This window comes from Candidatus Baltobacteraceae bacterium, assembly GCA_036489885.1.
In the GTDB taxonomy this organism is placed as follows: domain Bacteria; phylum Vulcanimicrobiota; class Vulcanimicrobiia; order Vulcanimicrobiales; family Vulcanimicrobiaceae; genus JAFAMS01.
The window spans coordinates 855,157-866,282 of sequence record DASXEW010000001.1; the positions used below are offsets into that span (position 1 = coordinate 855,157).

Annotated in this window: 11 protein-coding genes; 7 read left to right on the forward strand and 4 right to left on the reverse strand. The window is 61.0% G+C overall.

Annotated features, from left to right (window positions below):
• Nucleotides 1-31: 31 nt before the first annotated feature.
• Nucleotides 32-454 carry an ATP-binding protein gene (locus VGG22_03925; protein ID HEY1727513.1) on the reverse strand — a complete coding sequence of 141 codons (423 nt, stop codon included), beginning with the start codon at nt 452-454 and terminating at the stop codon, nt 32-34.
• Nucleotides 455-642: 188 nt separating this feature from the next.
• On the opposite strand from VGG22_03925, the gene VGG22_03930 reads away from it, so the two are divergent.
• The 7 genes from VGG22_03930 (at nt 643) to VGG22_03960 (ending at nt 7,327) form a co-directional block, all read left to right on the forward strand.
• Nucleotides 643-1,026: a cyclic nucleotide-binding domain-containing protein gene (locus tag VGG22_03930; protein HEY1727514.1), complete on the forward strand. Its 384-nt coding sequence runs from the start codon at nt 643-645 to the stop codon at nt 1,024-1,026.
• A gap of 7 nt (nt 1,027-1,033) precedes the next feature.
• Complete coding sequence (locus VGG22_03935) at nt 1,034-2,197, forward strand: FAD-dependent oxidoreductase (GenBank protein HEY1727515.1); 1,164 nt, start codon at nt 1,034-1,036, stop codon at nt 2,195-2,197.
• Nucleotides 2,198-2,665, forward strand: a complete 468-nt coding sequence (locus tag VGG22_03940; protein HEY1727516.1) for a (2Fe-2S)-binding protein — start codon at nt 2,198-2,200, stop codon at nt 2,663-2,665.
• A complete protein-coding gene (locus tag VGG22_03945) occupies nt 2,655-3,527 on the forward strand; it encodes a xanthine dehydrogenase family protein subunit M (GenBank protein HEY1727517.1) in 873 nt (290 codons plus the stop codon). Before VGG22_03940 ends, VGG22_03945 begins: the two co-directional genes overlap by 11 nt.
• Entirely contained in the window at nt 3,488-5,680 is a 2,193-nt protein-coding gene (locus VGG22_03950; protein ID HEY1727518.1) for a xanthine dehydrogenase family protein molybdopterin-binding subunit, read from the forward strand. Before VGG22_03945 ends, VGG22_03950 begins: the two co-directional genes overlap by 40 nt.
• A 100-nt stretch (nt 5,681-5,780) precedes the next feature.
• On the forward strand, nt 5,781-6,635 hold the full coding sequence (locus VGG22_03955; GenBank protein ID HEY1727519.1) for a glycoside hydrolase family 125 protein: 855 nt from the start codon (nt 5,781-5,783) through the stop codon (nt 6,633-6,635).
• Complete coding sequence (locus VGG22_03960; GenBank protein ID HEY1727520.1) at nt 6,632-7,327, forward strand: aspartate/glutamate racemase family protein; 696 nt, start codon at nt 6,632-6,634, stop codon at nt 7,325-7,327. The genes VGG22_03955 and VGG22_03960 overlap by 4 nt, the downstream gene beginning before the upstream one ends.
• On the opposite strand, the gene VGG22_03965 is transcribed toward VGG22_03960, so the two are convergent.
• The 3 genes from VGG22_03965 to VGG22_03975 all read right to left on the reverse strand — a co-directional run bounded on the left by VGG22_03965 (nt 7,324) and on the right by VGG22_03975 (nt 11,115).
• Nucleotides 7,324-8,454 carry a prepilin-type N-terminal cleavage/methylation domain-containing protein gene (locus tag VGG22_03965; GenBank protein HEY1727521.1) on the reverse strand — a complete coding sequence of 377 codons (1,131 nt, stop codon included), beginning with the start codon at nt 8,452-8,454 and terminating at the stop codon, nt 7,324-7,326. The genes VGG22_03960 and VGG22_03965 overlap by 4 nt on opposite strands.
• Before the next feature lie 41 nt (nt 8,455-8,495).
• Nucleotides 8,496-9,815: an outer membrane beta-barrel protein gene (locus tag VGG22_03970; GenBank protein HEY1727522.1), complete on the reverse strand. Its 1,320-nt coding sequence runs from the start codon at nt 9,813-9,815 to the stop codon at nt 8,496-8,498.
• 595 nt (nt 9,816-10,410) lie between these two features.
• On the reverse strand, nt 10,411-11,115 hold the full coding sequence (locus tag VGG22_03975) for a fumarylacetoacetate hydrolase family protein (protein ID HEY1727523.1): 705 nt from the start codon (nt 11,113-11,115) through the stop codon (nt 10,411-10,413).
• Nucleotides 11,116-11,126: the final 11 nt, after the last annotated feature.

Genomic DNA, 11,126 nt, shown 5'->3' on the forward strand with positions numbered 1-11,126 from the left:
TAATGCCCGGCGGACCGATTACCTGTGGCTATCAGGCCCGCATCGCGCTGTCGATCATGGCCGTCTCGTTGTCGATGTTCTTCCACAGTCGAACCAGCCGCCCATTACGCTCGAACGACACGCGATCGGCCATCGCTCGCATGATCGTGATGCCGTAACCGCGGGCGGCATTTTCATCTGGATCGCTGAGACCGCTCGGGTCGAAGCCCTCACCGTCGTCCTGAACCTCGATCACGATTGCGTCTTCGTGGTCTGAGCGCCACACACGAATTTGAAAATACGTTCGTTCGCGAAAACCGTGCTCGACGGCATTCGCCAAGGCCTCGCCCAAGGCATAACCGAGATCCTCGAGCTTCTCATCCGGAAGGCCGAGCGCGCGGGCGAATTCAAGCGCCGTTCGTCGTGCGACCCCGACGTACGCGCGCGAATTCGGAAAGCGAACGCTACGATTCAAGCTGATCGTGTACTAGAGGTAGCCTTCCTGCGAATCCTGGCGCTGGAGCGATTCTGCATTCTCCTCTAAAAGGCGTCGGCCCGGCGCCGCCGCTCGTCAGACACGTGCCCAATTCTGCCCAAATTGGCTCGGGAGCCGAAACCGGCAAGGGAGAGGCTGAACGGCGGGTTCCCAGCGAAGATACGCGCGTGCATCCCCTGGATATTTTCCGGCACGACGACGCTCACGCTGAATCGTACGCAGCCGGCGCGACCCTGTTTAATCAAGGCGAATCGGCCGACTACATGTACGTCGTCGTCGAGGGAGCAATCGACATCCGGATTGGTGAGACGATTCTCGAAACGGTTACACCGGGCGGGATGATCGGTGAGATGGCGTTGATCGAACAACTTCCGCGTTCGGCCACGGCGGTTGCAGCGAAAGATAGCAAAGTCAGCGCGGTCGACCGCAAGCGGTTCTTATTCCTCGTTCAAAACCATCCATTCTTTGCTTTGCAAGTAATGGAAGTGCTCGCGAACCGGTTGCGCCGTATGGATGACACGCTGACGAAAGTGCTCCCCGAGCCGGCCTAGTCGCTACGTGAAGGCGGCCGTCGATGCGGCGATCGTCGGCGCCGGTATCGTCGGCACGTCGATTGCGCAGCGCCTCATCGAGCGCGTTCCCGGTTGGCGAATCGTGCTGCTCGAAGCCGAGGGTTCTCCGGGTACTGGCGAATCGCGTTGGGCAACGGGCGGCGTACGCGCACAGTTCGCGACCGAGGCGAACATCATGCTGAGTTTGATCAGCATGCGGGTGTTCGAGAATTTCGAACGAGCCTACGGCGTCGATCCGCATTTCCGTCGAAACGGGTACTTGTTCGTAACGGCGGACGAAAAGCGGTTAGCGATCATGGACGAAGAGCTGCGGATGCAGCATGCGCTCGGCGTCGAGACCGTTCGCCTCGACCCGGGCGCGATACACGAGCTTTGCGAACCGCTTGCGACCGATGACTTGCTGGGCGGGAATTATTGCGCGACCGACGGCTCGATCGAGCCGGCAACGCTCTTGCACGCCTACCTCGAATCGTTTCGCCGGCAAGGCGGAGCGATGGCAACTGAAGCCCGCGTGCTTTCGATCGAGCGCACCGGCGACGTCTGGACGCTGAAGACTCCGCGCGTTGAGTATGAAACGCCGGTCATCGTTCTTGCCTGCGGGACGCGCGCGCGCGCAGTTGCTGCGCTGGCCGGTTTGGAGATTCCAGTGCACGCCTTCGCGAGGCAAGTGTTCGTTGCGGAGCGCGTCGCCGGCGTTCCCGAGCAGATGCCACTCGTCGTTGACATCGATACCGGATGGTACATGCACGCGCAGCGTGCGGAATTGTTGCTCGGTGGAACCGATAAAGATGCGCGTCCGATACCGGACGGAGCAGCACCGGGCGAAGCCGATTGGGATGGACTCGACGCCGTCTCTCGCGCCGCAACTCACCGGATGCCGATTCTTGCGGATGCCAAGATCGTCCGCGCCTACGCCGGAGCGCGCACGTTGACGCCGGATCATCACGCCATCCTCGGGCCGGTCGCATCGCATCCCGGGCTTTTTCTCGCTACAGGCTTTTCCGGACACGGCATCATGCACTCGCCGGCGGTGGGGATTCTGCTCGCTGAGTGGATAACCGAAGGCGAGCCCAGGACTTGGGACGCTCGCCCGCTGATGCTCGAGCGATTTGCCTTGCAGAACCTCCGAGGAGAGAGCGCAGTTTTCTAGGTGAGCCAACACTCGATCACGTTCACGCTGAACGGAAAACCACAAACGCTCGCGATCGAAGCCAATCGTCTGTTGCTCGACATGCTGCGCGACGATTGCAAGTTAACCGGGACAAAAGAAGGATGCGGCATCGGTGTGTGCGGCAGTTGCAGCGTGCTCATCGACGACAAGCTGATGTCGGCGTGTCTCGTCTTGGCGGCGACTGTCGACGGCAGCAACATCCGTACGGTCGAAGGCCTCGCGAACGGCGGAGAGTTGACTAAGCTACAGCAAGCTTTCGTGCAGCACGGTGGATTTCAATGCGGAATCTGCACTTCGGGGCAAATCGTAGCTGCAAAAGCGTTGTTAGAAGAAAATCCACATCCCTCAGCTGACGACGTGCGCGCGTGGATGATGGGAAATCTGTGCCGCTGCACAGGTTACTATCAAATTGTCGAAGCGGTCGTTGCGGCCGCACGTGAGCGCTAGAGTGGCGACCTTCGAGTATCTCGAGCCGGCGACGCTCGAGGAGGCCTTCAATGCTCTCGAGCGCGGAGGCGAAGATGCGCATCTGCTGGCAGGTGGGACCGCGCTCGTCTTATTGATGCGTTTGGGCCTCGTTCTTCCGGAGTACGTTATCGGCTTGCGCCGGATCGAAGGCTTGCGCGAGATCGGTATCTCTAAGGAAGGCGGCCTCGAGATCGGCGCGCTCGTCACCCACGCGGAGATCGAACGCTCGGCACTCGTTCAACGTTTCTTCGCGCCGTTGGCGCAGACGTTCGGACACGTCGCAACGGTTCGCATCCGCAATCAAGCCACTCTCGGCGGCAATCTCGTCCATGCCGATCCGGCCAGCGATCCGCCACCGATGCTAATCGCAATGGACGCCGAAATCGTCGTCGCGCGACGCGGCGGCGTTCGCACCATCGCGGCCGGGGATTTCTTTCGGGACGTCTTCGACGTTGCGCTCGAACCGGGCGAGATCGTCACCGCGATTCGGATTCCTCCGCCGCCCCGCGGGATGCTCGGCACTTACGTGAAGTTCTTGCCGGCTTCGAAAGACGATTTTGCGACGGTCTCGGTCGCCGCCACCGTCCGCCTCGACGCGAACGGTGGTTGTGAGGATGTTCGTTTGGCGCTTGGATCCGTTGCAACGACGCCGGTGCGCGCGCGGCGGGCTGAAGAAGCGCTACGCGGAAAGGCGATTACGCGCCAAACGATCGACGCAGCGGCTACGATCGTCGCAGAAGAAGTCGATCCGCTCGACGACGTCCGCGGTTCGGCAACCTACAAGCGGGAGATGGCGCGCGTGTGGACGCGCCGCGCGCTGCAACAGTTGGTGCCGGCATGAGCACCGTAACGCCGACGCGCCGCGCCCATCCGCTGATTTTCGATCGGAACGAGCTGCGAGTCGATGGGCGTGAGAAAGTGACCGGACAAGCGCAATACGCAGCCGATTTCGAGCTGCCGGGAATGCTTCACGCCGCATTTACGACGAGCCCGTTTGCGCACGCACGCATCGTTTCGATCGACGTTGAGCGCGCACGCGCGCTTGCGGGTGTCCATGCCGTTCTGACAGGTCGCGACATCGGCGAACATCGCTACGGCCGTCGCTTCTTCGACCGGCCGTCGATTTGCGTTGACCGCGCGCTCTTTATCGGTGATGCGGTCGCCGCAGTGGCGGCAGAAACCCGTGAGATCGCGGAGAGTGCAGCTGCACTCGTAGACGTCGAGTACGAAGAGCTTCCGGTCGTTCTCGAGCCGGAGGATGCACTCGCTCCGAATGCACCGATACTTCACGAGAAGATCGAGGGCTACTATTTCCACGGCGGCAAGCGCGCTGCGGTACCGCACCCGAACGTGCAAGGCCACCGCGTCATGCTCAAAGGTAATGTCGACGAGGGTTTTGCGCGCGCCGACCACATCTTCGAGCACTCATTTACGACGCCGCGGTATCATGGCGGGTATCTCGAGCCTCGCGCAACTGTTGTATGGATCGATGCTCAGGGTATCATTCATCTCATTGCGACCAATAAAGCGCCGTTTGCACTGCGCGAACAGTTTGCAATCTGCGTCGGCGTCCCGGTCGATTCGGTACGGATCGAGCCGGCTTACATCGGCGGTGATTTCGGCGGCAAAGGCCTTTCGGTCGACGAGTACCCGTGTTATTTCCTTGCCCGGGCGACGGGAAGGCCTATCAAATACGTCCGCTCGTACCTCGAAGATATGCGCGCGAGCACGGTGCGGCACGCATCCCATACGACGATACGAACCGGTGTAACGCACGACGGCTACATTACGGCGATGGATGCGAAGATCGTCTTCAACGGTGGCGCATATGCGGCCGGTAAGCCGGCGCCGACCCTGTTGCCCGGACTCGATCCGAAGCTCCCGTACGATATCCCGGCGGGACGCTTGGAACGCACGTCCGTTTATACCAACACGGTCCCGGGGGGGCACATGCGGGCACCGGGAGACGTGCAGTTCATCTTTGCAGTCGAATCGCATATCGACATGATCGCGCACGAGCTGCGGATCGATCCACTCGAGATTCGCATGCGGAACGCCGTAAGCGGGGACGGCTCGGACTTCGAGGACGTTCCGTATCTCGAACCGTCAGCGCGCGAGATGCTGGAGAAGATGCGTAGTGCCTCGCACTGGGGTGAACCGCTTCCACTGGGACGGGGTCGTGGAATTGGATTTGGCGTGCGCCACATCGGCGGCGGGAAAGCCGAAGTGACGTTACGCGCGCTTCCATCCGGTGATGTCGAGGTCATCACCGGCGCAGCCGAGCAAGGAATGGGAATCCTGACGCTCCTGCAACGTGTCGTTGCGGCAGGACTCGAACTCGGGCTCGAGCGCGTGAACGTTCTTCGAGAAGCCGCGATGACGCAAACGCCGTTCGATCCGGGTGCTGGTGGAAGCCGTCAAACGCATGTTACAGGGAACGCGGCACTCGATGCGGTGCGCCGGCTGAAAGAACGTGTTGCCGCGAGCGGTTGGCCGGCGAACGAGCCGGTTGAAGTGCGTGGTATCTTCGAGGCAGTGCACGGACACGAAGCCGCGCCGCACGGATTCTGCGGCTTCGTCGCCGAGGTGAGCGTTGATGTGGAGACCGGCGTGGTGGACGTTCTCGACGTCGTGTGCGTCTCGGATGTAGGAACGATCCTCAATCCGGTCGCGCATCGCGGGCAGCTGGCAGGCGGCTTTGTCATGGGCTTGGGTCACGCGCTTACTGAAGAGTTGCGCGTGAGCGAAGGTAAGATCGAAAATCCGTCCCTTGCCGACTACAAACTTCCGACCCAGATGGACATACCGCCGCTGCGTTTTATCAATATCGAGAATATCGCCGGCCCCGGTCCATTCGGCGCCAAGATGGCCGGAGAAATCAATACCGCAGCAGTCGCGCCTGCAATCGCAAACGCGATCGCGAACGCATGCGGCGCGCGCGTTACGGCGCTTCCGCTAACGGCAGAGCGTGTTTTGTCGGCGTTGCGTCTTTAGTCGTACACCGATAACGAATCGTTACAAGCGGTGTAACAGGGCTCACCGGTTTCGCGATCCGGGAAGCGTAGAATTGCGGTAGACAACACGCCTCAAAGGCATCCACTATGCGCAACACCGGGTATGGTTCGCGTACGATTATTGGCAGGGCACAGGCGACATCTCAATCTTCGCGCAGGACGAAAGCGATGCGTTCGATCGTATTCTCGCCGTGATGCGCATCGAACAGCATCACAACTCACGCTCTGCGTACCGGCATGCGGCACTTGCCAATGGTGGTCGTGGCAGCCGCGTCGCGTACACCGGAATGGTGTGGACGGGGTTCCGGCCCTCCGACGATCCAGCGCGCTATCATTTCAACATCCCGGTCAACATGCTAGCCGTCGTCGTTTTGCATGATTTGGCGCAGATCGAGCGCGATGTGTATCGCGATGAGTCGCGCGCCCAAAAGGCAGAGCAGCTCGCCGGCGAGATTCAAAATGGAATAGAAAAGTACGGTCGCACGGTCGTCGCCGACATCGGCGTCATGTACGCCTACGAAGTCGACGGCCTCGGACATCGCAGCCTAATGGATGACGCCAACGTTCCGTCCTTGCTCTCGATTCCGTACATCGGCTATCTCCCCGCGTCGGATCCCGTCTATCAGAATACGCGCCGCTTCATTCTCTCGGACCGTAACCCGTACTACTACGCCGGTAAATACGCAAGTGGAATCGGCAGCCCGCATACGCCGCACGGTTACGTTTGGCCGCTCGCGCTCGTCATGCAAGCTCTGACCTCGACGGATTCAAGTGAGACCGAACGCGTGCTGGGGTACATCGTGGCTTCCGAACTCGGCGATCATCGTCTGCACGAGTCGTTCGATCCGGATGCGCCGCAAACGTTTACGCGCGCCGATTTCGCGTGGCCGAACGCACTCTACACGGAGCTGGTTGCGAAGACGGCATCTCTATGATCGGGCGTTCGCGCGAATTTCGCGCCGGAATTCTGATGCTCGATACGCGCTTCCCGCGTATTCCCGGTGACGTTGGAAACCCGGTGACGTGGCCGTTTCCAGTCGAGCTTGAGACGGTCGGCGGGATCGGCGTCGAGCTGGCGGTGCGCGAAGGCGATCCCTTGCGCTTCGAGCAGCCGTTCGTCGATGCTGCGCACCGCCTCGAGGAGCGCGGCGTCAGCCTCATCACCACGAGTTGCGGCTTTCTGATTCTCTTGCAAGACCGGTTGCAATCGGCGGTGCGCATGCCCGTTTTGACGTCGAGCTTGCTGCAAGTGCCTTGGATCTCGGCGTTCCTCGAGCCGCACGCCAAGATCGCGATTCTAACGTTCGAGCGTTCTTCGCTCAGCCCGGCTCATTTATGGGCTGCCGGGATCAATCCGTCGCGCGTTGTGATCGCAGGCTTGGAGGGCACGCCGTTCCATGCGACGATCGCGCTGGATCTCGACGTGCTCGACGAAGATCGCGCGCGACAGGATCACGTAGACGTCGCTCGCCGTCTGGTCGCGCAGCATCCGGAGATCGAAGCCATCGTGCTCGAGTGCACAAACATGCCGCCCTATGCCGCGGCAATTCGCGAAGCTACCGGCTTGCCGGTCTACGATGCGACGACCCTGATCAATTGGGCGGCCGCGGCATTCATGCACGACTAGCTGCCGCCGGGACTGCCGGGTTGCGCCGGCGGCGGAAAGACGTCGTTGTTGAACGGGCCGCTGTAGCCACCGACCAAAATCGTTTCGAGCGACTGGACGGGCGAACCGATCGAGTTCCAGTAGCCGAAGCTCAGCCATCCGGCGATCGTCGGCGTGAATGCGCACTGGAAATAATACGAGCCGGACGGATCGGTGACGTTGACGTCGCGTAGCTCGGATGCGTAGACGAATTGATTCCCCGAAATACCGCTGTCGCAGCTGGTGTTGATGTATACGGTCTGTCCGACCAAAACGCCGATCACCGGAACGCTCGCTCCGGCGTTGTACCAAATGCCGGGCGGATTGAGATACTCCATGACGTCGGCCCAATACGTCGTTTCCGTATCGGGGTTTTGATAGGTCGTCGCATAGAGATATTCGGCACCGGGAACGGTCGGCGACGGGGCCGGCGCCGGAGCACTCGGTGCGGACGTTGCGGTCGGCGCCGGTGTCGGAGTAAACGTTGAAACGATCACGGCGAACCCTGATGTCATCGTCCCGGGCAGAAGCTCGAGCGTGAATGTGTCGCGGTGATCGCCGAAGTTAACGGCGACGATCGCGTTTCCGCCATTGACGCTCGGATAGTTGAAATTGACCGCGACGTCGCGTGTCACGTAGCCGTTTGCGAAAGGGGAGCTCAGAGAGCTGGCGGATTTTCGCGTCGTCGCGAACGAAGCGATGCCGCGCAGCGGTGGATCGCTCGGCGTCGCAACCGATCCGGGCGCCGAATACGTGTAGCGCTGGAGCGTGCTCGCCTGCCGGTCAAAGCGGTACGCCCAGAAACGCCCGTTGCGAAGGGCATCGCGTGAGTAAAAATCGAGCTCGTGGCCATCCGCATTGTTCGTCCCGAGCACATCGCGCGGCGGTACGAAGATCGCGAGGGCTGAGCTCGATTCGGCATCGAGCGTCTCGATCAATTGAGTCAACGCGACGTATGCGCGTTGCTGGGCCGCGCCCGCGCGCGCAGCGCCGAGCAACCCTTGCGTCACGAACAACAAGGTCCCGCCGAGCACGATCCAAAGACCGGTTGCGACCAGGACTTCGACGAGCGTGAAGCCCCGTTCGCTCGAGCGTGGGCACCGTCGCATCTACCGCGAGCAGTGCCCACTCCGGTCGAGCTCAGGCTATCTTAGGGCCAGGTGAACAGCACCTCGGCTGCGATCGAGCTGTTGTTGGACGCCGCCGTTCCGAGCGGTGACGTATAGCGTGCGAAGACGGGTTGATTCGACCAGTCGTCGCGATACTCGAGTCGCGCTTTCCAGTTGGGTGCGAACTGCGGCACGAACTGAACGGTAGCAGTGGCTTCGTTCCAGGTTTGCGCGAAGCCGGTCCGCACGCCGTTCGTGTCGTTGAAGGATTCGTAACGTCCCGAGAACGTGAGGTGCGAAGTCGCGTTCCAAACGCCATACCCTGCGACGCCGTTCCACTTCGCCGTTGCGAGAATCGGAGCGCCGGCCAGATTGGTCGTAACCGCGCCCGTGCTGGTGAAGAGCTGATCGTTTGTCTGTTGTGCCGTATCGTAGTTCACGCCGAAGTTCAGCACACTGCTGGGGTTCCAGTGTCCGACGACGTCAACGAGCGTACGCGTCCCGTAAATCGTTCCGGTGATCGTTCCGAAGCCATAGGCGTACATCGCCGTGTTGGATGGTTTGGGTGCGATCGTTCCACCGTTCGGATAGGGCGTCAGCGCCGACGGCTCCGAACCGCTGTACAGGTCGCCGCTTACGGAGAAGATCGAGGACGGGTTCCATGCGATGCCGCCCTCGAACGTCCCGAGCCCCTGTGTCTGAATGATCTGGTCCCAGCCATAGTTAACGCCGGCCGTAAACGTCCAGTGCGGCGGCGCGTACTGCAAGCGAAGTCCTGTATTGGTGAAATTAATCGCGTATCCGAACAAGATCGAGCGCGATATTTGATTGTTGTTGGGGTTCTCGATGACTTCGTAACCCGCCAGTGTTTCGAATTTGCCCGCGGTCAGCGTCAACGGACCTAGAGCGTAATAGAGATTCGCTTGCGTGATGTCCGTGTATGTGCCGGCAGCGCCGCCATAGGATGCGATCACATTCGCATCCGAGCCAAGGCTGAATTCGACGTCGCCGCCCAGCCCTTGCGACGTATTCTTGCGCAGGTTGAAGTTGAGGTTGTTCGGGACGAAGTCCGTCTGGTTTGGCGCTTTCGTGTTGATACCGCTAATGCCGTCGAAAACGCGGTCCGGTGCGCCGTTCGTGAACACGAACGTGCCTCCGGTCGGAAGCGGCCTTGTGTACGTAACGTCGCCGAATCCGGAAAGGCTCCAGGGCGGAGTCGGTGTCGCAGTCGGCGAGGGCGATGCGGCGGGAGACGCTGCCGGTGATGCGGCCGTCGCCGGTGCCGTTTGCGCAGACGTGGCTGCGAACGACACGGCGATGAGCGCCGCGAGCATAAACGTCCCGATCATGACTCTTCGCAAGAAATATCTCTCCTTGTATCAATTGAAGAAACCGCGCAGCCCTCTGATGGATCTGCGCGGCTCCTTCACGGCGACGTGCCGAGAGGGGATTCGGCTATCGTTGTGCCGCTAGGTCTTTGTGTACGATCTTCATGACAGCCGCACAAGCGTCCAAACGGATCATCCACTCGACCGCAACCACAGCATAGCAAGTCGCGGACGCTCGGCCATTCGACTGTCGGTAAACTAAGCACGTGTTGCGTTCGACAATCGTTTTTCTTAGGTTGCTGCATTTGTCGCAAGAAAACGAAAAACCGCGCTAGGTGCGCGGTTCCCCGAGAGACGTGTTTGAGTTAGTTTACGCGGCCGGGCGGAGCTCCGTCGCTGCGCGAGCAACCGATTTTCTCGAATCAGGCACCGCGAACAAGATGGCCATCACTCCGACGAACGCGATCAGCGACCACAAGCTATCCACGAAGATGTTCTCCTCTGACCGAAAGGTGACGCCCGCAACGTGGGCGCCTCCTGAAAATAGCATAGCCGAAGTGCCCCACGCGGGCATTGGACAGACGGAGCGGCCTTAGGCGACCGCTTTCGACAATCGGCGGCCGCGGATTCAGCCCGCTACGGTATTGACCAGACTGAGCGGGCCGACGTTCACGCGGACACGGTCGCCGATCGCGAGCGAGAAATCATCGGGCGGGACGATCCCGGTACCCGTCATGAGGAGCACGCCTTGGGGGACCTCATACTCGCTGAGCAGATAGCGAGCCAGGTCCGGGAAGGCTCGCTTCATCTGCGACGTCGAGGCCGTCCCGGAGAAAATTTCGTTGTCATTCCGCTTGATGCCAAGGCCTATCGTGACGTCGCCGAGCTCGTCGGCTTGGGCCAGAACGATCGCGGGACCGACGCTGCACGAGCCGTCGTACACCTTAGCCTGCGGTAGATAGAGCGGATTTTCGCCCTCGATGTTGCGCGAGCTGACGTCGTTCCCGGCCGTGTAGCCGACGATCTCGCCGAAGCGATTGATCACGAGGACCAGCTCCGGCTCGGGGACGCTCCAAGTCGAGTCCTTGCGAATGCGCACCGTGCCGTTCGTACCGACGGCCCGCCAGCCGATGCACTTGAGAAACAGCTCGGGACGCTCCGCATCGTACACGCGCTCGTAGATGTCGGCGACGTTTGACTCTGCCTTGCGAGCTTCGCGGCTGCGCACGTACGTAACCCCGCTTGCCCAGACTTCTTGCATCGGGTCGATCGGCGCCAAGAGCGGTTCGTTCGCTTCTTCGTCCACCGCAAGCTCGCCGAGGATCGCGCCCATGCTTTCTGATG